18 protein-coding genes, 1 tRNA gene and 1 pseudogene are annotated in these 21,329 nt (G+C 43.9%); 2 read left to right on the top strand and 18 right to left on the bottom strand.

Features of this window, described 5'->3' with window-relative positions; all coding sequences use genetic code 11:
• Positions 1 to 10: 10 nt before the first annotated feature.
• From AC3AQ9_RS03970 to AC3AQ9_RS03950, 5 genes and pseudogenes are all read right to left on the bottom strand, one after another.
• Positions 11 to 889 (bottom strand): carbohydrate ABC transporter permease, encoded by an 879-nt coding sequence (locus AC3AQ9_RS03970; RefSeq protein WP_488306146.1) that lies wholly within the window; start codon positions 887 to 889, stop codon positions 11 to 13.
• 86 nt (positions 890 to 975) lie between these two features.
• A complete protein-coding gene (locus tag AC3AQ9_RS03965) occupies positions 976 to 2,241 on the bottom strand; it encodes an extracellular solute-binding protein (protein ID WP_488306145.1) in 1,266 nt (421 codons plus the stop codon).
• A 383-nt stretch (positions 2,242 to 2,624) separates the two neighbouring features.
• Positions 2,625 to 4,361 (bottom strand): annotated as a pseudogene (gene ade, locus AC3AQ9_RS03960) (adenine deaminase).
• Between the two features lie 33 nt (positions 4,362 to 4,394).
• On the bottom strand, positions 4,395 to 5,204 hold the full coding sequence (locus AC3AQ9_RS03955) for an MBL fold metallo-hydrolase (RefSeq protein ID WP_488306144.1): 810 nt from the start codon (positions 5,202 to 5,204) through the stop codon (positions 4,395 to 4,397).
• Positions 5,205 to 5,376: 172 nt separating this feature from the next.
• Positions 5,377 to 5,778, bottom strand: a complete 402-nt coding sequence (locus AC3AQ9_RS03950; RefSeq protein WP_488306143.1) for a peroxiredoxin family protein — start codon at positions 5,776 to 5,778, stop codon at positions 5,377 to 5,379.
• A 78-nt stretch (positions 5,779 to 5,856) separates the two neighbouring features.
• On the opposite strand from AC3AQ9_RS03950, the gene AC3AQ9_RS03945 reads away from it, so the two are divergent.
• The gene (locus AC3AQ9_RS03945) at positions 5,857 to 6,270 is read left to right on the top strand and encodes a YgaP-like transmembrane domain (protein ID WP_488306142.1); all 414 of its coding nucleotides are present in this window, start codon (positions 5,857 to 5,859) and stop codon (positions 6,268 to 6,270) included.
• 320 nt (positions 6,271 to 6,590) lie between these two features.
• On the opposite strand, the gene AC3AQ9_RS03940 is transcribed toward AC3AQ9_RS03945, so the two are convergent.
• The 10 genes from AC3AQ9_RS03940 to AC3AQ9_RS03895 all read right to left on the bottom strand — a co-directional run bounded on the left by AC3AQ9_RS03940 (position 6,591) and on the right by AC3AQ9_RS03895 (position 17,018).
• Entirely contained in the window at positions 6,591 to 7,853 is a 1,263-nt protein-coding gene (locus AC3AQ9_RS03940) for a mechanosensitive ion channel (protein ID WP_488306141.1), read from the bottom strand.
• A 232-nt stretch (positions 7,854 to 8,085) separates the two neighbouring features.
• Positions 8,086 to 8,173, bottom strand: a tRNA-Ser gene (locus tag AC3AQ9_RS03935).
• A 138-nt stretch (positions 8,174 to 8,311) separates the two neighbouring features.
• Positions 8,312 to 9,463, bottom strand: a complete 1,152-nt coding sequence (locus AC3AQ9_RS03930; protein ID WP_488306140.1) for a mannitol-1-phosphate 5-dehydrogenase — start codon at positions 9,461 to 9,463, stop codon at positions 8,312 to 8,314.
• Positions 9,464 to 9,901 carry a PTS mannitol transporter subunit IIA gene (locus tag AC3AQ9_RS03925; RefSeq protein WP_488306139.1) on the bottom strand — a complete coding sequence of 146 codons (438 nt, stop codon included), beginning with the start codon at positions 9,899 to 9,901 and terminating at the stop codon, positions 9,464 to 9,466. It lies immediately after the preceding gene.
• 39 nt (positions 9,902 to 9,940) lie between these two features.
• Positions 9,941 to 11,419 carry a PTS mannitol transporter subunit IIBC gene (locus AC3AQ9_RS03920; protein ID WP_488306138.1) on the bottom strand — a complete coding sequence of 493 codons (1,479 nt, stop codon included), beginning with the start codon at positions 11,417 to 11,419 and terminating at the stop codon, positions 9,941 to 9,943.
• 518 nt (positions 11,420 to 11,937) lie between these two features.
• On the bottom strand, positions 11,938 to 13,014 hold the full coding sequence (locus AC3AQ9_RS03915; protein ID WP_488306137.1) for a YkvI family membrane protein: 1,077 nt from the start codon (positions 13,012 to 13,014) through the stop codon (positions 11,938 to 11,940).
• Positions 13,015 to 13,043: 29 nt separating this feature from the next.
• The gene (menC, locus tag AC3AQ9_RS03910; protein ID WP_488306136.1) at positions 13,044 to 14,180 is read right to left on the bottom strand and encodes an o-succinylbenzoate synthase; all 1,137 of its coding nucleotides are present in this window, start codon (positions 14,178 to 14,180) and stop codon (positions 13,044 to 13,046) included.
• Complete coding sequence (locus AC3AQ9_RS03905) at positions 14,177 to 15,019, bottom strand: GNAT family N-acetyltransferase (protein WP_488306135.1); 843 nt, start codon at positions 15,017 to 15,019, stop codon at positions 14,177 to 14,179. Before AC3AQ9_RS03905 ends, menC begins: the two co-directional genes overlap by 4 nt.
• Before the next feature lie 5 nt (positions 15,020 to 15,024).
• Positions 15,025 to 16,161: a M20 peptidase aminoacylase family protein gene (locus AC3AQ9_RS03900; RefSeq protein WP_488306134.1), complete on the bottom strand. Its 1,137-nt coding sequence runs from the start codon at positions 16,159 to 16,161 to the stop codon at positions 15,025 to 15,027.
• A complete protein-coding gene (locus AC3AQ9_RS03895; RefSeq protein WP_488306133.1) occupies positions 16,158 to 17,018 on the bottom strand; it encodes a MurR/RpiR family transcriptional regulator in 861 nt (286 codons plus the stop codon). The genes AC3AQ9_RS03900 and AC3AQ9_RS03895 overlap by 4 nt, the downstream gene beginning before the upstream one ends.
• Before the next feature lie 206 nt (positions 17,019 to 17,224).
• Here AC3AQ9_RS03895 and AC3AQ9_RS03890 point away from each other — a divergent pair, with 206 nt between their 5' ends.
• Positions 17,225 to 17,872: a chloramphenicol acetyltransferase gene (locus tag AC3AQ9_RS03890; RefSeq protein WP_488306132.1), complete on the top strand. Its 648-nt coding sequence runs from the start codon at positions 17,225 to 17,227 to the stop codon at positions 17,870 to 17,872.
• A gap of 203 nt (positions 17,873 to 18,075) precedes the next feature.
• Here the strand turns inward: AC3AQ9_RS03890 and AC3AQ9_RS03885 are convergent, their stop codons facing one another.
• The 3 genes from AC3AQ9_RS03885 to AC3AQ9_RS03875 form a co-directional block, all read right to left on the bottom strand.
• Entirely contained in the window at positions 18,076 to 18,684 is a 609-nt protein-coding gene (locus tag AC3AQ9_RS03885; protein ID WP_488306131.1) for a TetR/AcrR family transcriptional regulator, read from the bottom strand.
• Positions 18,685 to 19,115: 431 nt separating this feature from the next.
• Positions 19,116 to 19,607, bottom strand: a complete 492-nt coding sequence (locus tag AC3AQ9_RS03880) for a DUF1648 domain-containing protein (protein ID WP_488306130.1) — start codon at positions 19,605 to 19,607, stop codon at positions 19,116 to 19,118.
• A 102-nt stretch (positions 19,608 to 19,709) separates the two neighbouring features.
• Positions 19,710 to 21,311 carry a pyruvate oxidase gene (locus AC3AQ9_RS03875; RefSeq protein WP_488306129.1) on the bottom strand — a complete coding sequence of 534 codons (1,602 nt, stop codon included), beginning with the start codon at positions 21,309 to 21,311 and terminating at the stop codon, positions 19,710 to 19,712.
• Positions 21,312 to 21,329 lie beyond the last annotated feature (18 nt).

Genomic DNA, 21,329 nt, shown 5'->3' with positions numbered 1-21,329 from the left:
TTCTACCCCCTTATCCTTTCCGTAAAGTGTAAACATATTGAATGGCGACGATCAGAACCATTACGAGTCCCATGAGCATCGACATGGCTGACGCCATCCCCAAATTATTCTGGTTGAAAACCATTTGCTGGATGACCATGATTAAAGTGGTCGTGCTTTGTGCCGGGCCTCCTGCTGTTATCAGCAAGGTCTGCCCATATAAATTAAATGAAGCGATCACTGTAATAATCGTCAGGAAGATGAATACTCCTTTAATAGAAGGGAAGGTTATATTGCTGAATTTTTCCCACCAGTTCGCGCCATCGAGGCTTGCTGCTTCATAAAGGTTTCGATCCACTTCATCCAATGCATTGATAAAAAGGATCATATTGAATCCGATCGTCCACCATACAGTTGCGATTAAAATGGCGATCCAGGCCAATGGCTGGTCATTTAACCAATTGGGCGTACCTAGACCGAAAGTGTTGAATACATTGTTTACGTAACCTCCATTTCCGGTAAACAGCCATTTGAAAATGGCAGAAACAGCTGTTACGGAAACAGCATAGGAAATAAAGAAGATGGTCCGGTAGAAAACCTTGAATTTATCCGGGATGCTATCAATCAATAAGGCAAGTGCTAAAGAGATGATCACTAACGGAATTACACTGATCGCTACAAAATACAAGGTGTTTTTTAACCCATTATAAAATGCATTGCTATACACATTGCCAGGAGTCAATATGGACACATAATTTTCTAGCCCGACAAATCCGCCATTGCCTCCGAAAATGGACCATTGATGAAGGCTGATATAAATGCCATAAACAAAAGGGACCACTAAAAACAACATAAAACAGATTAAAAACGGCAAAAACAAAATGATGGACCAAGTTCTTGATATGCGCATAGTTTCATTTACACCTCCGATATTTAAATAGAACGGCATTCCATTGTATTTAGAATGAAATGCCGCCCAACTATTATTAAAACTATTTATTGAGGTGCCGTTTCTGCAATCTGTTTCGCTTGTTCTGTAGCTTTTTCCAATTCACTCATCAATTTTTCTTTTGTCAATCCTTCTTCACCGACCACATGCGGGTAAACATTCTCTACCGCATAACGTACTTGCTCACGGTATTGATAAAGTTTCGGCGCACCTTGGAATGAATCGAATTGTTTGGTGTTTTGGGCAGCCAGCGGATATTTCTCAGGATCCGCTTCTACTAATTCCATAGTGGGCATATGTGTAGGCGCTTGTCCGCTATCCGCCCAATTGATCAAGTTTTCAGGAGTATACATGTATTTAAGGAATTCGGAAATTCCAGCCATACGTTCTTCATCCGTCACAGATGCCGGCATTGCAATCGTATGTCCACCGCCGTAAACACCCGGCTGTTGACCGATTACAGGAGCTGAAGCGATTCCCAAGTCATCGCCGTACGCTTCCTTAACCGCTTGGTAATACCAAGGACCCGTTAAAGCAGTGGCTGTTTGGACTGCACTGCTTCCTTCATCGACCTGCTTCATGAATGCCTGGAACTCCCCGTCCAGCCCTAAGCCTTTAGGAGAGATATTGTCTTTATAGATCATGTCGTGGTAGATCATCAAGGCATCCGCTAACTCTTCCTGCGCGAAGTTCACATAATTGTCTTCAATCATGGTGACTCCATTTTGAGCAGCGACTGTCATGATGAACCATTCGCCAAGACCGGCACTTGGAATTCCAGTTGCGAAGAGGTTTGGATCCTGTTGTTGAAGGGTCTTGGTTAAATTAGCAAAATCCTCGTAAGTTTGAGGAGCTTCAGGAGACAATTTTTTGTTATAGAACATTGTCATAGGGTGAATGTCTAGGGGTACTGCAAAGACGCCATCATCAAACGTAACTTGTTCTTTAGCAACAGGATGGAAATCATCCGGACTGATCCCGGCAGTTTCCATGACGCCGCTGATATCCTGGATCATGCCATCTTGCCGATAAGTATCAAGATTGTCTGTGTGGATTAAAACCAAATCGTAATTACCCGTTTTAAATTTCGTATAATGGTCTTTTTCCTGTGATTCTTTGATCACGTACTTATCCTGTGATTCGTTAAAGCCAGTGGTGATTTTTTTCATGTAATCCCCATCACCGCCGGTAAATCCGTTAATGAAAGTCAATTCAATTTTTCCATCGGCAGTTTCACCGCTGCCAGAACCCCCGCCACAGCCTGCTAATATCAAAGCTGCAATCAGTACTAGCAAGAACGAAATCTTTTTCATCAATGAAGCCCCCTTTTTAATATGTCAGCATTTGCAATAAAATATGAATTTAACGTCTTCACCTCCTATAAAACTGAAATTTCGGAAAATTAAAAGCGTTTTTTTAATATTATAATACTTCGAGCTACAAAGCAAATTGATTAATAAAACATGTATCTTCTGCACTAATTCCTCCTTCATGGATTTTTTAAACTTAATTTTCAGAAACCGGTGTTCCTCACTTTTTCAATGGGCCGTTACTCTGTATTTAATGTCCTTGATTCATTTGTTCGGCGCATAAAAGCTAAAGTCAGTTCCTGCAAGCCAAAAAAAAGCCATATCCTTAAAAGGGATATGGCTCTGAAACTTATTTTTATTAGAAATTTTAGAACAGGACTTTTTATTTACTCAATAGCTTTTTCTTCTACTGGAACATCGATATGCTTGAATGCCGCCATTTCAAATAAACCGGAATCTGTAATTTTCAAGTGAGGAATAACCGGCAAAGATAAAAATGACAATGTGAGAAAGGCATTAAAATGAGTCGGTGCACCAATTTTTGAAAGGCCGTCATCCACTTGCTTTAACTGTTGATAGACTTTTTCATAGGATTCTTCAGACATCAGCCCTGCTACCGGAAGCGGAAGTTCCACCAACACTTTTCCATTTTCCGCTATTGCCAATCCTCCTTCCATTCTCTTAAGCGCGTCAATAGCACATAAAATATCCTCATCATTGGTTCCTACAGAAATAACATTATGCGAATCATGTGCTACGGTAGTCGCAATGGCTCCCCTTTTCAGTCCAAGCCCTTTGACGATTCCAAGGCCTATATTTCCGGTTGCCCGATGCCGTTCAACCACTGCTATCTTAAGCAAATCTTTTTCTATGCTTGGAAAGAAATAACCATCTTCCGCTTCTACTTCTTCGATTAAATGCTCCGTGATAAGACTGTTCGGGTTGATTCCGATAATATTGGCTTTTAAACTTTTTCCCAAATCAATCTGCAGATCCTTTACGTTTATTTTACTGACATTCATCGTTTTTCGAACTTTATCAGTCGCTGTGCCTGATACCGCGGGTCCCGCATAACGGCTATCTTTCGCTGCGAGTTTACCATTTTTATAAACTTCAAAAATCGTGAATTCTTCCAGACTGTCCAGAAGGATAAAATCTGCATCAAATCCTGGTGCTATTGCACCTTTTGTATGCAGCCCGTAGCACTGGGCAGCATTAAGACTTGCCATCGAAATGGCAGTAATCGGATGAATGCCATGCCGGATAGCAGTCCTGACGTTAAAATCGATGCTTCCTTCTTCGATTAAATCATCCAAGTGTTTGTCATCCGTACAAAAAAGGCAGCGGTGAGCATTGTTCTCATTAACTGCTTCCAGCAAGGCCGACAAATTTTTGGCTACAGAACCTTCTCTTAACATGACATACATGCCTCGCTGCAGCCGCTGCAGCGCTTCTTCTTTGGTGACGCATTCATGGTCTGTCAATATACCGGCAGTGCGATAGACATTAATATCATTCTCTTTTAACCCTGACGCATGGCCGTCTATTTGCCGGCTAAGCAATAGCTTATCCAGCATTCCGTCGGTTCCATTCAAAACGGAAGGGAAATCCATCACTTCTGCTATTCCCAAAACCCGCTCACGGCCGATAAACTTCTGCAAATCAACTGAAGTCAGTGTAGCGCCTGAATTTTCAAAAGAAGTAGCCGGTACACTGGACGGAAGCATGATGAGAACATCAAGCAAGGCAGATTTGGAATCGCTTAACATAAATTCAATGCCATCGGATCCACTGACATTCGCAATTTCGTGCGGATCGGTAATGACGGTTGTCACTCCATGGGGCAGCACTACCTGAGAAAATTGATGGGGAGTCACCATGGATGATTCTATATGGACATGGGCATCAATCAAGCCTGGGCAAATATACCGGCCGGCAGCATCAATTTCCCTTTTGCCTTCGTATTCCCCGATCTCAACTATCACTCCGTCCGTAATGGCGATATCTCCCTAGGTCAGTTCTTTCGTAAAGACATTCACGATTTTTGCATTGCGAATCACTAGTTCTGCTGGGTGTTGTTTATTTGCTGAGAAAATTCTCTTTTTCAATTGTTCTCGATCCATAAATTCTTCTTCCTCCTTATTTTGCCTGAAACGTCATGTGGAAAAGAAATTTCCATTCAGCGCATCAATATACCGTTGAGCCGACTTTCGCACTTTTTCGTTTGCATTTTCCTCCATGATCCGGTGGAAAGCATCATAAACCCGAGTGTATCTGATTTCGCTCAAATAATCTGCCATCCTTAGGACTGTTGATGCCGGTAATGGAATGAAATTAGGATAGCTGTACATAAAAGTGGCCCAATTGCCGTCCGGCGTCACCCGCACAATATCTCCTGTAAATAATATGCCTTTTCGGCATTCGAGCACAGCTGCTCCTTTAAAATGCCCGCCAAGTCTATGCAGGATTAAACCTTCATGCAGTTCAATCGACCGTCCTGACCAAAAAATGATTTTTTTACTTTGACGGGGCACCCACTGCCTGTCATCTTCATGGATGTAAATATTGACATTGAACGCATCAGCCCATTCCACTTGGCTTGCATAATAATGTGGATGAGATAAAGCGATCGCATCGATACCTCCCAGCTCCTTTATTTCCTTCATAGTGGTTGGATCAATATAAGTAATACAATCCCATAGAAGATTAAACCCTTTCTCTCGTACTAGATAAGCTGTCTGTCCAATAGCAAAACCGGGTTTCGTAACAATGCTGTAGACCTCTTCTTCATCTTTCACAATCCAATTCTTATAAGGGGCCTCTTTCATCATTCTGTCCAGAGTTGTCCAGCTTTGGCCGGAAGGGTTAATGTATTGCCGTGCTTCGTTGCAGATTTTGCACTCGTTCGGTGGAACAGCACAACTCCCGTATTGCACTCCACAAGTTTCACAAATGTATCTATGCACGAATATCCCTCTTTTCACGTTCCTGCAGTTCTGGTGGAATAAGTATAATGCAATATTCAGGTAATTTATATCCTCTTTTAAAAAGCTGGCACATTAAATAAAGCGGATTCAATTAACGAATCCGCTTTTACCTGTATTTAGACAGTTTGCAATTTCTTTTTGATGAATTTTATTAGCTGCTGCAATTCGTCTGCAGAAGGGCGGCCATAAGGATTGGTCTGCCTTTGCTGAAAAAGCAATTTTCTTTTTCATTTATTAAAAAGTATGCCGGTTCACCATATGTCCCTGTATCCTCGTATGGAGCATTTTCGTCATGCGAATAAACGTCATATTGATTTAAAAATGCTTGGTCTTCATCTGCTAATACCGGAAAAGATAACTGAAGTTCATTTGACATTTGCTTCAAGTCTGCTAAATTATCAGTCGCAATAGTAATCAAGTGAATATTTTCTTCTGCAAAAAATGGTTTATTGTTTTCCAGATCTTTAAGTGCTTTAATGCATGCAGAGCACCAGGAGCCCCTAAAAAACACGATGAGATGCCACCCTTTTTCTGTTGTTTTCTGAATGAGCAAATCGTTGAATGAGGTTTATAATCCGTGATTAGCGGAATAATACTTCTTAAGACAGAAAATGAAAGCAGGTAGAATCACATGGCCATGGAAATCGAAACTTTACCATCAACACAGTCCAGAGTTGCCCAGCATACCCCCGATGTTATTAACGAAGAAATTGAACGTCAGATTGAAGCCAACGTAAATTACTTTAAAAGGCAAGACAGAGAAACCATTCAAAGCCGTATTCTTGAATTGGAAAAGGAATGGGATGCAGAGCGCTTAATAGAAGTTAATTTAGCCTCCATTGCATTAGCCTCTTCTATTCTCGGCATAATATCCCATAAGAACTGGATGTACTTGAGTGGAGCTGCGAGCCTAATCATGGTGCAGCAGGCTGTACAAGGATGGTGTCCTCCTTTGCCGCTGATCCGAAAGTTGGGGGCAAGAACAGTGAATGAAATCAATCTGGAAAAACAGGCGCTTAAAAATCTGCTGGATGAAATGCACTAAGTTTAAAAAAGAGAATGCCTTTTAAAAGGCATTCTCTTTTCAGGCTGTCGAGAAACTCTCGATAACCCTTTCTCATTTCGCTCCAGGACGGACGCTTTTCGCGGGGTGCGGCCTAAGCCTCCTCGCTCGCTGGCGAAAACCTTGTGCTCCTGCATCGCTTCGCTGCTTCGTCGCAAAGACTTAGCCTCGCAAGCTTCAGCTAATGTCTTCGCAGCTGGTTGGCGGAATATCGGTTAAGGAGGGATCACTAATAGAAACTTTAACTTCCTTAACAAGCTGAAAAGAGAATGCCCATTACAAGGCATTCTCTTTTCTTATTCTTATAAATTTCCATCATTCGGTTTATTGTCTTCTGCTTGGGCTTTCGCTTCAAATTTATCTAACTGGCGTTTGGCAAAATCACGTCCACCGATACCGAACGAGATGGCGAAGGCTACAGCCAGGCCGGCAATGATAAACAGGAATGCCAAATTGACAATGCTTGTCGCAAAATTCAATTGGTCAAGCGTCATAAATACTGCAATGATGATAATTGCATATTTTACTATGGCGCCGTACATGCGATTACCGGATGCACGCTGAATGTAGTTGCCAAGCAAATTAGCACCAATTATGCCGAGTCCTAAAATAATGAGCCCACTCAAGACAAGTGGCAAGTAGCTAATGATGGAAGAACCGATATTGTTTAGCACTTCCAGCTGTAATACGTTCAACGCTTCAACCGTGAAGAAAACGATGATTAATACTTGAACAATTTTGCCGATGATAGTAGCTAAATCAAACGTTGGCATATTCGGTCTGGAACCTGAGTTCAAAGACTGGGAGATGTTATCGAGCCCGGTGCCTTTCAATAGGCTAGTCAACAAGTCGCCGATAAATCTTCCGATGGCCACCCCGACCAGAATCAGGATGATTGCAACAAAGATGTTCGGAATCATATTCAAAACTTGGTTAAGCATATCGGAAACCGGACGTGAAATCGAATCGATGTTCAAAGTCTCCAGTGCCACTGTAATGATCGGGATCAATACAAGGACGAAGACAACATTTGCCAGGACATTGGCTAATGTGTTCTTATTGCTAGCTGACATTTTTTCAGGTGTCCCTGTTTTGTTCGTCAATTTGTTGAACCATTTGTCGATATTGATCGTGGTCAGAATGGTAGCAACCAGGTTCTTAACGAATTTAGCGACGAAATAACCAAGGATGAGGATGATTGCTGCCATCAACAAGTTTGGTATAAAGGCTAATAATTTATCCATCATGTTGGTAATCGGTGCTGCCACTGCTCTCATATTCAATTGCTCAAATACACTTGGCAAGAACAGGATAAAAATCAAGTAGTATAAAATTTTGCCGATCGAGTCCAGTTTGCTGCTCGCATCTTCCTGCGTCTTTGCCATATGGCCTCTGACCATCGCATTGGGTGCTCCAGCCTTTTTAAGTCCTTTCGTAAAAATTGCACGGACAATCGTAGCAACGAGCCAGGCGACCAATAACAGCAAGATGGCGCCGATGACATTGGGCAGGAAATTCACGATTGTGGTTCCCATGTCCCGAAATGCCCCAGTAAATTGATTCATAATCTTCTCCCTCCATTTTGTCAATTTTTAATACAATTTATAAATGATTGCTACTTCCATATTCCCCGTATCTTTCCATTTAAACAATAAATATTTTCTATTTGAAAAAATTTCTGATATAACTTTTGTATAATTTTCTTTACCCTTTCTCCGAAATTTCTAACAACTTTATTCAAAAAAACAGCAGCTGAAATGTATTTTCAGCCGCTGGAATACTTTTTAATGATTTTTACGGAGATGAGAGGATTCGAACCCCCGCAGCGCTTGCACGCCCTAACTGATTTCGAGTCAGCCCCCTTCAGCCTCTTGGGTACATCTCCAGGATGTCCTAATGGTTTTAGTTCTATTGACAACTTTATAAACCATCAAATATCTGCTGAATAGCTCTTTGTTTTATAAAACCGACACAAAAAGAGGCAACCCAAATTGCCGCTTTTTGTGTCGCAATGCTACAAGCTTTATTTTTTCATTTTTTCCAACTGCTTCATCACTGCCGGAATCAGCGGATCGTCAACCGGCAATCCCGAAACTTGCCGGAATGCATCTGCGTACCCTTTGTCATTGACCAATTTCTGCAATTCACGCGCTTCATCGTCTTCATCATTTTCATAAAGCAGAACGGCAGCGATTACAGTGGCCAAGTTGACCGGCTCTTTTCCGGTCAGTTGCAGATAAAGGCCTGCAGGACGTACCAGACGGTCATTATTACCTAATTTCCGGATGGGACTTCTTCCAACACGTGTAACGAAATCTGAAACATATGGATTTCGGAACCGGCCGATGATTTTCCGGATATATTCTTCATGCTGGACTCTGTCGAAAAGATGCAGTTGAATCAGTACTTCACCCGTTTCTATAAGCGCCCCTTGGAGAATACGTTCAATTTCTTCATCATCCATGGCTTCATTGATTGTTTGATAGCCTTTATAACGCCCTAAATATGCAGGTACCGTATGCCCTGTGTTGACTGTAAAAAGCTTGCGCTCAATATAAGGGCCTAAATTATCCACATAGGTAATGCCTTTTACGGGCGGACGTTGTCCTTTGACTGCCGGCTCTTCAACAACCCATTCATAGTATGGTTCTACAGCTACTCCAAGCAGATCGCCACTGCGCTGATCCGGGACTATCCGGTCTACCGCAGCATTAGGAAAGCCGATCAGTTCATCTGCCATATTTCTTTCTTCTTCGGATAAATGCTTGTAGACATGCTCTTTTAATAAAGAACTGCCATTGATCATATTTTCACAGGCGATGACATTCAATGGCTCCGGGCGGTTCTGAAATCTTCTTTTCAGCCCTTCGGCCAGCAGCCCTGAAATCGCAGGCAACACATTCGGCCCTACTGCTGCAGTTACAAGATCCGCTCTGCTCAGGAATTCAACGGCTTCTTCAGCATTCGTCATGCTATTGATCCCCAGGACGTTAGTGACCCGTATCACTTCTTTTTCCGTTGCAGATAAAGTGACTTCATATTCCTTCTTTTCGTTAATTGCATTAATGACGGAGTCGTTAACATCGAGAAAAAGCGTACTGTATCCTGATTGGCTGAGGAGCAGGCCGATGAACCCCCTACCAATATTCCCTGCACCGAAATGAACTGCCTGCATTTACCCCACCTCGCTAAAGAGTTCCAGAATTTCATCTTCTGACCGGGCATTCAAGATTTTATCGATGTTTTCTTCTTCTGAACACACAATTGCGATATTTGAAAGAATCTCTAAATGTTCGTTTCCTTTGCCGGCAATCCCTATGAAAATCTTAGCTAGATTGCCGTCTCCAAAGTCCACTCCATCGGGGACCGTCACCACACAAATTCCCGTTTCAAAGACATTTTTTTTGGCATCTTCCGTACCATGCGGAATGGCCAGGTAATTCCCCATATATGTGGAAGCCATTTCTTCCCGCTCAAACATCTTCTCGACATATCCTGCATCGACATACCCCTGCCTTACGAGGATTTCCCCCGTATAACGAATAGCTTCTTCTTTTCCGGTCAAAGGTACATTCAGTTTGATGTTTTCTCTGCTCAATACTTCCTTTGCCATTCAAATCACTCCCACTGGATATTTTCTTTTAGGTTGCTGCTACTCGTTTTTCAATCTTCTCGCCAGCTTATCGTATTCAGGGCTGTTCATGAAATTCTCTACAGAGATATGTTCAGCATTTGGCAATTTCGCTTTTGCGCGGTCCGTTAAATCTTTATGCGTAACCACTATATCGGCATCTTCAGGAAGCTGGTTGATGGCGGTATTGGAAACCGGTATATCGATTTTTTCCTTTTTAAACTTGTTTCTTAGAAGAGAAGCACCCATTGCACTTGAACCCATTCCTGCGTCACAAGCAAACACGACTTTTTTGATCTCTTCCGTATTTTTCAACGGAGCCGCATTGACCGGCTGCGTATTATCAGCTTCCACCCGGTCGCCTGCAGTCATTCCCACTACTTCCTTCGCAGGTTTTGGTGTCAAATAGCCAGTCGCGTCGCTTTTTTTGCCTTTCATTTCTTCCATTCTTCCCGCTGCCGAAGCTAAATCTTCATCTTCCACTTTGCTCGTTTTCAATACGACAGATGCAACGGCAAACGATACCGCTGCCGCTACGATCACTCCGGAAATGACGCCCAGGTAATTTCCTTGTGGCGTCAAGGCAAGCAAGGCAAAAATACTGCCGGGCGACGGTGTTGCCGGCAACCCCGCATTGAACACTGTAAATGTGAACACGCCGCTCATCCCGCCCGCAATGACAGCTAACAGCAAAATGGGTTTCATTAAGACATAAGGGAAGTAAATTTCATGGATCCCACCTAAGAATTGAATGATTGCAGCTCCGGGCGCGGACGCTTTTGAAATCCCTTTGCCGAATACCGAAAAGGCCAATAGCACACCGAGCCCTGGACCTGGATTTGTCTCAAGCAGGAACAGGATGGATTTACCAGCATCTGCCGCCTGTTCCACACCCAATGGACTTAGAATTCCGTGGTTAATGGCATTGTTCAAGAACAGGATTTTCGCCGGTTCAATGATGATGCTCGCAAGCGGCAACAAACCCATATCAACTATCACTTCAACGCCATTGGCCAATGTATTCGTCAACGTATTAACGATTGGCCCAACGAAGAAAACGGCGATCCCCGCCAGGAATGCCCCTAAAATACCGGCGGAAAAGTTATTATAGAGCATTTCAAAACCGACTCTGATTCTATGCTGGAACCAGCCGTCTATCAGTTTCATCGCAAACCCTGCAAGCGGACCCATGATCATGGCTCCAAGGAACATCGGAATTTCAGCTCCGACAATAACCCCCATCGTTGCAATGGCACCAAGAACACCGCCGCGGAAATCATAGACGAGCCGGCCCCCTGTGAAGCCGATCAGCAAAGGCAATAAATAGGTGATCATCGGGCCAACCAGTGAACCCAAAGTTTCATTCGGGAACCAGCCATCCGGTATGAACAAAGCAGTAATAAGACCCCAAGCAATAAAGGCACCGATATTTGGCATGATCATTCCACTCAAATAACTTCCGAAGCGCTGGATTCGCGCACGGACGCTTGCATCAGCCATGTTTATCCCTCTCTTCTTGAATATTATCAATGCAGTCATTTTGTTCAGCAAAACACCAAAGGCACGTCATCTCGCATGGAAATATTGCTGATTGGGCTTGTTCTTTTTTCCTTCGTTATCTTTAGATTAAACGCATAGAAAAATGAAAGCGCTGGACTTGCAGTCCGGAACAACACCTCAATTCTTTAAAGGATAGAGTAATATAGGAAGTACGAATTCATTTAAATAGTAGCATATTCCTATCAGATAGGATAGAAAATAGCTGAATTTTCAGACTCTAGAAAGCAGAGTTTGAGACATCCACTCAAGTGAATGGAATATGCCATTATTCGCACCTAGTTTTATGTTCCCCCAGACCTCTCCATAAAAACTTCTAATTGTGCAGAAACCGGCCAGGTGCTGGGAGCAAGAGGCTTCGAAATAAAAATAGAGCAGATGAGCAGAATTGGCAAAAAGAAATAGCCCCTTGCATCCTGTAAATGCAAAGGACTATTTCTCCATACTTTAACTCCAAATATTTAATTGAGCGCTTGTTTGGCCACTGGTACTTTTCTTTTCCGGAACCACGCGATGACAATTGCCGCAATCAGCGTGAACCCTAAATATCCCATTACCGGATAAACAGTCCCGACCAGCGTTACAAATCCGACAAAGCTGGAAGCGAATGCCACTGTACCAAACGCGATGACCGACACATTAAATTTCGGACTTTCAGGTTTGACAATTCGTGCTGTAAAAGCATAAAGCATCCCGACAGCCGTATTATAGATCATGCCAAGCAAAATGACCGACATCAATGCTCCCGCCAGTGGGCTGATATTATTGGCCAGCACCAGCATTGGCATCGGCACCGCCGCAATTTCTTTCAGCTGAGTCAGCATTGATACATTGATAAGCAAGATCAGCAAACCAAGCCCCAATCCACCCATGATCCCACCCCATGCAGCCACTTTCTCATCTTTGATCGTCCCGCCCATTACTGTCATCATCGCAGCGCCTGCTGCCAGATTATAAGAGACATAAAGGACGGCGCCTAACAGCCAATGGGGAGCGGCTTGACTGTTTGCAGCCGTGGCTGTTGCAGCTTCAATTTCCGCTGCCGACATTTCGAAATTGAATAGAGAATAAGCGGTTATGATGATGACGATAACCAGCAATGCCGGCGTAAAGGCGCTGATCAGCGCAATCACTTTCTGGACACTTAGCATAACAGAAGCGATTACTAGAACGGCCATCAGCACATTCCCGACCGATCCGGGAATGCCGAATTGCTGTTCGAAAATGGCACCGGATCCTGAAAACATGACGACCGTCACGCCGAACAAGAAAAATGTAATGGCAACGTCAACAACCGGACCCAAATACTTGCCACAAATATGATGAATGGCATGCTGGTGGGATTTTGTCTGAAGGCGGCTGCCAAGCTGCGTCAGATTCATCCCAAGAAAAGCGAATAAAGCCATAGCGACAAATGAGCCGATCACTCCAAAAATTCCGAAACTCGTAAAGAATTGCAGAACTTCCTGTCCGGAAGCGAACCCCGCACCAACGATTACACCAATAAAAGCACCGCCAATTTGAAAACTTTTTCTCATATTCTTTCCCCCGTTTGATCAAATGTATTTTATTGTCCGGTGCCGGCTGCTGTTGGCTGTGATTTGAAGATCATTTCTTCAACGGTGAACTTGTCCATGGCTTTTTGATTGATTGCGTAGCCAATTCCATAATCCTTTGGAACGGTGATGAAACCATTTTCCACAACCACTTCCGGAGAAATGACGTCTTCTTCCCAGTAGCGCGACGAACCGGCAGTGTCTCCCGGAAGGATGAAGTTCGGCAAAGTCGTAAGAGCGATATTATGCGCACGGCCGATTCCGGATTCAAGCATCCCGCCGCACCAAACAGGAATCCCTTGCTCCATGCAATAATCATGGATTTTTTTCGCTTCCGTCATTCCTCCGACACGGCCGATTTTGATATTGATGATTTTGGTGCTTCCGAGCTCCACCGCTTTCCGGGTATCTTCTAATGAATGAATGCTTTCGTCCAGGCAAATTGGTGTAGCAAGTTCCGGCTGCAATTTAGAGTGGTCGATAATATCGTCCGAAGCCAGCGGCTGTTCGATCATCGTCAAATTGAATTCATCCAATTGCTTCAGCAAATCGATATCTTTCAGCCGATAAGCGGAGTTGGCATCCGCCATCATCGGCACATTCGGAAACTTGGCGCGCAGCTCCCGCATCACATTGACATCATAGCCCGGCTTGATTTTCACTTTGATCCGTTTATAGCCTTCCTCCACAAACCCGGCAACCGTTTCGATTAAGTCATTGACATCTTCATGGATTCCAATGCTGATGCCGACTTCGATTTTGCCGCGTGTGCCGCCAAGCGCTTCAGCAAGGGTTATTTTATTGCGCTTTGCATAAAGGTCCCATATGGCTCCTTCGACTGTCGATTTCGCCATATTGTTCTTGCGGAGATGGCTGAATAGTTCATTGACTTCTTCAGGATGATTGATTTCATTTTCCAGAACGATCGGCACTAAAAAATCCCTGATTATATGCACATTGGTTTCAAGCGTTTCCTCATTGTACCAAGGAGAATGGAATGCAACCGATTCTCCCCAGCCGGAGTTGCCGAGTTCATCTTTTGCTTCTAACAACAGGAAATCCTTCTCCTGGAATGTCCCGAAACTTGTCGTAAATGGTTTTTTCATCATCATCTTCATCTTCCGGATCCTAATTTCTGTAATTTTCACTGCCCATCGCCTCTTTCTATTGGTTGTAGCGGAATCGAGTCTGCTGGAACGAATTGATAATAATGGACGCTTTCCTCAGCCTTTCGGACACCGGTGACTGCGAACCCGGCTGCGAATAACTGCTGGAACACCGAGCGGATCTTCATGCGCCAGTCCATCGCCAGTTCAGGATCTAGTTTTTTAATCTTCTGGAACTCCTGCGGTACCGGCACTTCAATGCCTTCCGCTTGAACCGGAAGCTCATTGCCGTCATAATCTAGCACTGGAAAGCCATCGGCGGCCCGGCTGATTCGAAATGGTTGACTGTATTCTGCGATTTCAGGAATCCAGCCGACTTCTACACGATGGCTTGAAATCCACCATTCAATCTGCAGCCGATCCGTCGGCAGCCCCCGGTTCAAGCCATCATCCATTTCGCCATAGCAATTTTCAATATAGGTGGTGCTGATGCCGAATAATTTGGAAGTATTGAGATGCGCATTGCGGCTTTCCAATGGATCAAATGTCCACGTAATCAGATCATAGCCGATTTGCTGCGCGATTTTCCGCTGTTCCAATTTCAGCTGTTTGCCGATGCCCATCGATTGATACGCCGGATGGATGCCCATCATATGAGAACATAGATAGGCTTTGCCGTCTTTAAATCCTGCGAAACCGTAGCAATAGCCGACCAGCTTTTCACCGTCAAAAGCCCCCACCAGAACCCCGCCATTTTTAGATGCGGTAAATGTCTGATGCGTCGGAACTGGTGACATATCCCAAACTTCCCGCTCAAGCTGCTGGATCATGCGCATATCCGCATTGGTTTCGAGCCTGCGTATTATGATTCTATTTTTCATGCTTGTCACTTCCCTCGTTCCAAATGTTCAAAAGTGCGCTGGACTGTGCGCGCTAGGATTTCAATGCCGACTATCAAACTCTCCTGATTAAATGTCATTGCCGGGTGATGAAGGCCGGGAGCCAAATCACAGCCAAGTCCGAGCATTGTCGCTTTGACCGAAGGTCGTTTCAGTGTATAAAAATGAAAATCTTCTCCTCCTGGAGTGACAATTGGCGGCACGAGAGACTCTTCCCCTAGAGTTTCAGTTATGGCTTGTGCCATAATTTCAACAGCCATGTCATCCACTTCAGCCGCTGCAATTTCTGCCACCACTTCATAAGGGATTTTCACACCTGCCATTTCTGCTACAGATTTCATGGCTTTAGTGACTTGGGCAAATAATTTATCCATGACGCCATTGGTCTGTGCGCGCATATCAATGCTGAAAATTGCATTTCCAGGGATAATATTCGCCGATTCCCCACCTGCCTGAAACATCGTCAATTTTGCAGAATGCGGGACCATTGGATTGATATGGATGGAATGGATGGCCTGTACGAGCAGCGCCATCACTTCAATGGCATTTTGTCCTTCATGCGGCCGTGCACCGTGAGCATCCGTCCCTCGAATCGACCCTTTGATCATTTTTGCGGAACCATGCATAATGGCGGGAGAAGCGAAGCCATGGCCAATTTCTTGAATTGGACGAAGATGGACACCGTATAAAAAATCGATATCGTCGACAATTCCTTTATCGACGAATGATAATGCACCAGTGCCTTTTTCTTCTGCTGGCTGGAAAATCACTTTTAAACGGCCTTGAGCCGGTATACCGATTTTTTTCAAGGTAAGAAGCGCTCCGACAGCGAGTGTCATATGTGCATCGTGGCCACAGGAATGATTTGCCTGATATTTGCCATTCACTTCCTGCCACAAAGCATCGATGTCGGTGCGGAGTCCGATGCACGGTTCGCCGCTGCCTACTGTGACAACCAATCCGGTAGAATCATCGAAAGTCTGTACTTCGAATCCTTCTCGCTCCAGCAGATTTTCCAAGTAGTTGGTGGTCTCCACTTCTTGCCAGCTGATTTCAGGATGTGTATGCAAATGCCGAAATACTTCTTCAGCCACTGGCTTAATTTCTTCTAAAACTTCTTTCATAGACGATCTTCTCCTTCCATAAATAAGAAATCGCTGTCTAAAGACCGATAATCCTCTTGCCGTTTCCGGAACTTTCCTTTAACCTTTACCACGACACCAGCCACTACCGCATTCAGGAAAGAAAATAAGGCCGCTGTTGCATCAAGCGTCGATTTGTTCGGTGAATAAATTGGCAAAAGCACATCACTATGCTCCTGGATCGGCGCCAGCGGGGAATCTGTCACCCCAATGATGAAAACTCCTTTACGCCTTGCCAATTCCGCAATTTGGACTGGTTGTTTTAGATAACGATGGAATGAAATTACGACCAAAACGGAATTACTGTCCATTTCACTAAGAGTCTGAATGACATCTTCTGTCTCAGGGCGGATTTGATATACGTTCCTCCTCACTAGGTTAAGCGTAAATGTCAGCCAATGTGCCGCCGCGAATGACGAACGGAGCCCCAATATATAGACCGAATCTGTTTGGGCTAATTCCTTGACCGCCATGTCATATTGCTGCTCGTTCATCTGTTCCATTGTTGCTGCAATAGCGGAACGATCCCGCTCCATCACTTCCTCCAAAAAATGCGGCTGCTCTTCCAATTCCATCTTCGATTGCTGATAGGCACTCAAGCTGCTTTCTTTTGAAAGCAATTGTTCTCGGATGGCTTTTTGCAGCTCTGCATAACCTGACAACTCCAGACTGTAACAAAAACGGATTACCGTGGTTTCGCTGACTCCAATGGAATCTCCAACATCTTGTGCAGGTTCCAACGCGATTTTCCTTGGATTTTCCAAGACATAGCCAGCCACCTTTTTTTGGCTTTTTGATAAATTGCTGTATTTCTCTTGAATCAGTTCCGACAATTGCATAAGTATCTTCCTCTTTTGAAGTTATGACGTCTTTATATATTTTTTTGAAGCCTACGCTTCATTATTTATTTTATTTAACTTATCACACAATTCTTTCAACTGCAATATATTGCATACAAATATTTCGAAAATTTCTTATGTTAATTACTTTTGTCTCATAAGGCAAATTGAAAGAAGATAAAAATAAGCAAGGAGGGACTGCAGCGTTGTTGATTTACTTAGAAGGTCCGAGCGGAGTCGGTAAGACTTCAACATGTAACGTTTTAGCCGATAAACACCATGCTTTCGTGATACCAGAAGTGAATATGCTTTTCTCGCCTCCCTGTTCAGCTTCGAAAAACTGGTATTTCGACAGACAGGTGGAGCGCTGGCAGATGGCATTAGAAAAGCTGGAATCCCATGAAATAGTGATCCTTGACGGTGATCCATTCCAACCGATTTGGTATAACTGGATTTTCCCTGGTGAACAGGCTGGTGACTCCACACATCCTTTAGAATATTACCGAAGCCATTTAGCCAATAACATCCTCAGCTTTCCTGATCTCTATTTTTATTTGTATGCAAATGAACAGGAGTTACGAACACGCAAGCACCAGGATGTTACAAGAAGACGAAAGAACTTTGAAAAACACCTGCGCATGGTCTTTCCTCAAAAAGCTTATTTCAGGAACTTGCACAGGAAAGCCCCTGGCCTGGTTCACTTTATCGACAGCGTCAATATTGAAAGTAATGTGCTGAAAATAGAGAGTGTACTTTCAGGCCATGTAAATAAGAGGCTGAAAATTGATCACTTGAAACTGTTTGAGGAAATTACTCAATGGCTGGAACACAACGTCCCAGAAAGGTTCCTTTAATAGTCAAGCCCTTCACTTCATCAAAAGCGAGCTATAAAAAATCCAGCCCTGTATAAGCGGCTGGATTTTTCGTTTTATTCACGAGCAAGGATTTAAGACCGAGATAATAGCGTAACATGTTTACATAATAAAAATATTTATTGTTTTAAATTTATGCATCTTTATGCAAAAGCTCCGTTTTCGCGATAGCTTTACCACTTCAGCTACCATCCCGTTGTCCCAAATTCTTCAGTGCAAGCCGAATTTAAATGATAAATGATAATTCTCTTCATCCTGTTTGCTTCCAATAATTCCGGTCTGATCATGGCGTCAAGCGCCAGGCCATCCATCAAACAATAAAGCCTTTCCGTTTCCAGATGCAGATCGGAGTCCTTTTTCAACAAATTCAGCAAGACAAGATACGACATCACTTCTTTAATCGCCAGATATACGCTGTCCTGCTGGGCATCAAATTTGTCTCCTTTATGCCGTGTATAAACCTTGAATACCAGCCTGGCTTCCACTTCTAACCTTTTCTCCTCAGAAGATGGCAATAGATTGAGCAACACCTGGACGATCTTATCTTTCGGCGGCATATCAAGCTTAAATACTCTTCTCATCCTTTCTGCAGTCCTTTTATAGACGAGCTCCCTGGAATATGCGACCAACTCTTCTTGGCTGGAGAAATAATAGCGCAGCGCCCCTAATGATAATCCCGCCTCCTTAGCAACTGCCCTTACGGATGCTCCTCCCAACCCTTGTTCTAAAATGACTTTCCACGCGGCTTCAGCAATCGACTGTTTAACTTCTTCATGATTCGTTAGTTTTGGCATACTCCTATTTTATCAGAATACTATTAATATTCAATATATTAATACAACTGTATTAATTAAATTTATCCCATACCCACTTTTTAATACAGTTGTATTAGCAAAAAGTTAATAACTTTAAGGTGCTGGGGATAACTTATAAAACTTGTGGGTTACTCACACCAATGGCCTCTATTTAACTTATACCTCCCTTTTTCGGCGTGGATAGCCGAAGTTTTCAGCTAGATTGCTTTTTCTCATCCTCTTTTGGCCTTCTGGCAATTACGCTGTTCTTTTTATTTCCTGCATCACCCTTGATGCACATAACGGCAAAGAAATGCCAGTATAATGCCCTTTGCTCCCCTCCCCTTCCAGGCTGTTTTTTTAAAAACTTGCTGCCCCACAAAAAAAGAATGCAGGTTTCCTGTTGAACCGGAAACCTGCATTCTTTTTCTTTACAGGCGAACCATGCGAATCACGAATACTAAAAGGGAGCCGAAAATCAATGCAAGGAAAACCGGCATGAATCCTATACCTAAGCCTTCTGCTTTTCCAATTGCCACTTCCATGTTCCGATAAGTGATGAAGCAGAATATTAAGATCATTTCATTTTTTAGCACATTCATCATGAGAATCCCATTTCTATATTGGGCTTCTGCATTTTTCTCTGTAAGATTCAAATAATTATAGAGGTGAGGAAACTTTTCCATAACGGCCATGAAGCCCCATAAAGCTGCTCCGATAATCGGCAAAAGGAATAATTCAATTTTACTTCCCCATCGGTCAACTTCTCCTGCACCGTTATAATGTCCTGGCACTCGATCCGGCAATGAACCATACTGGCTGATCAAGTAAATGAGCAAAGCAGCAAATGTGAGGATTGCAAGTGCATCCAGCAAAATCGTCACGCGAGGTTTGGCAATATCGATTTTCGGCTGATTATTCAATTCAGTCCCCTCCCCTCTCTTTCCATTTTACGAAAAAAGACAGACTGGTTTCATAAAAAGAAAAATCCTTCATCTCAAATAGACAAAGGATTTTACAAGCTGCTATTCCAGTGGGGAGATATCTTCGACATAAGCATCAATGACAACCGGTTTTGTGCTTTCTTTCGCTTTAGCCAGTGCTTCTTTCAATTCTGTACGGTTTTTCGCGGTAAAGCCGATTCCTCCGCAAGCCGCTGCAAAAGCTGCGAAATCGATGTTGGCGATTTCCACATTCGTTGCCGGATTGCCTTTTTGCTCTTGTTCGTGTTCGATCAGCTGAATTTTTTGGTTGTTGAATACAACAAGTGTCATCGGCAGGCTGTATTTGACCGCCGTGACAAAATCCTGCATTCCCATCGAAAAACCGCCATCGCCAATCAAGCCGATCACTTGCCGTTCCGGGTAAGCCAATTTTGCTGCAATAGCTCCTGGCAACGAACAGCCCATAGTCGCAAGCCAAGCAGAGACGACGAGAGATTGTCCCGAGAGCTGCAAATAACGGGCAGTCCAGATGGTGACGCTGCCTACATCCAAGGATATGACTGCGTCTTTCTCCATGATTTGCTGAACTTCCGCTAATACATGCTGCGGTTGGAGAACCGGAGTTTCTTTGTTCATATCCTGCTGCAGCTTAGCGCGCCAAGCTTCCCGTTTCTGCATGTATATCGCTAAAAAATCAGCTTCTTTCTCATTTACTTGCGCCGTAAACCACGATATTGCGGGTCCAAGATCACCTACAATCCCAACCGTCACAGGATAATATTTGCCGATCACCCGCGGTTCAATATCGATTTGAATGGACGGAGCATTGTCCGGCAAATAGTCACGGTAAGGAAACGCAGTGCCTGCTAAAATCAGTAAATCCGCTTCTTTCATCGCTTCTTCTGACGGCTGGGTCCCCAATTGGCCGAGCTGTCCGAGATTTTGCGGATGGTCGTCCGGGATAATCCCTTTTGCAGGAAGTGAAGCAATAATGGGCGCTTTGATCTTTTCAGCAAATGCCATCAATTCCGCTTCAGCACCTCTCGCCCCTTTGCCGGCTAAAATTACCGGTTTTTTCGCTGCCTGAATCAAGCGGGCACCTTCCTGCAGATCATCTTCCGCAGCACGTATTTTAGGGACCGCATAGGCCGAAGAAGTCAAAGGAGTTTTCCGTTTGACCTTTTCAGCGAATAAATCATCCGACACGATCAGTACGGCCGGACCTTTTTCAGCGTAAGCAGTCCGGATCGCCTGGTTCAGCATGTCCGGCAGCTGATCCGCCGACTGCACGCGACGGTTGTACACTGCCACATCTTCAAACATCGATTCAAGTTTCAGTTCTTGGAAGGTATCCGTTCCGACCGATGTGCTGCTCACTTGGCCAACAATCGCCAATACTGGCGTTTTGTCTTTTTGCGCATCGTATAAGCCATTTTGCAAATGGACCGCTCCCGGTCCTGCAATCGACATGCAAACGCCGATCCGTCCGGTTAACTTGGAGTAAGCGGATGCAGCCAATGCGCCTGTTTCTTCATGGCGTATCTGAATAAAACGGATCGCCTCTTCTTTTCGCAGTTCTTCCATAAACTCATTGATGGAATCCCCCGGCATCCCGTATATGTGTTCTACGCCCCACTCTTTTAACAAATCAATCACATAACTGCCAGCCTTGTTTTCAAACATTGCTTCCCCTCATTTCTC

It is taken from the genome of Planococcus sp. VCh962, assembly GCF_057748275.1.
Note: the sequence above shows the minus strand (reverse complement) of the source record. Positions and strands in the feature narration are given on the sequence as shown.

Bases quoted from the DNA above. Each gene is read 5' to 3' on its own strand.
- AC3AQ9_RS03970 (WP_488306146.1), bottom strand. From the start codon at position 889: ATGCGCATATCAAGAACTTGGTCCATCATTTTGTTTTTGCCGTTTTTA.
- AC3AQ9_RS03965 (WP_488306145.1), bottom strand. From the start codon at position 2,241: ATGAAAAAGATTTCGTTCTTGCTAGTACTGATTGCAGCTTTGATATTA.
- AC3AQ9_RS03945 (WP_488306142.1), top strand. From the start codon at position 5,857: ATGGCCATGGAAATCGAAACTTTACCATCAACACAGTCCAGAGTTGCC.
- AC3AQ9_RS03940 (WP_488306141.1), bottom strand. From the start codon at position 7,853: ATGAATCAATTTACTGGGGCATTTCGGGACATGGGAACCACAATCGTG.
- AC3AQ9_RS03930 (WP_488306140.1), bottom strand. From the start codon at position 9,463: ATGCAGGCAGTTCATTTCGGTGCAGGGAATATTGGTAGGGGGTTCATC.
- AC3AQ9_RS03925 (WP_488306139.1), bottom strand. From the start codon at position 9,901: ATGGCAAAGGAAGTATTGAGCAGAGAAAACATCAAACTGAATGTACCT.
- AC3AQ9_RS03920 (WP_488306138.1), bottom strand. From the start codon at position 11,419: ATGGCTGATGCAAGCGTCCGTGCGCGAATCCAGCGCTTCGGAAGTTAT.
- AC3AQ9_RS03915 (WP_488306137.1), bottom strand. From the start codon at position 13,014: ATGAGAAAAAGTTTTCAAATTGGCGGTGCTTTTATTGGTGTAATCGTT.
- AC3AQ9_RS03905 (WP_488306135.1), bottom strand. From the start codon at position 15,019: ATGAAAAATAGAATCATAATACGCAGGCTCGAAACCAATGCGGATATG.
- AC3AQ9_RS03900 (WP_488306134.1), bottom strand. From the start codon at position 16,161: ATGAAAGAAGTTTTAGAAGAAATTAAGCCAGTGGCTGAAGAAGTATTT.
- AC3AQ9_RS03895 (WP_488306133.1), bottom strand. From the start codon at position 17,018: ATGCAATTGTCGGAACTGATTCAAGAGAAATACAGCAATTTATCAAAA.
- AC3AQ9_RS03885 (WP_488306131.1), bottom strand. From the start codon at position 18,684: ATGCCAAAACTAACGAATCATGAAGAAGTTAAACAGTCGATTGCTGAA.
- AC3AQ9_RS03875 (WP_488306129.1), bottom strand. From the start codon at position 21,311: ATGTTTGAAAACAAGGCTGGCAGTTATGTGATTGATTTGTTAAAAGAG.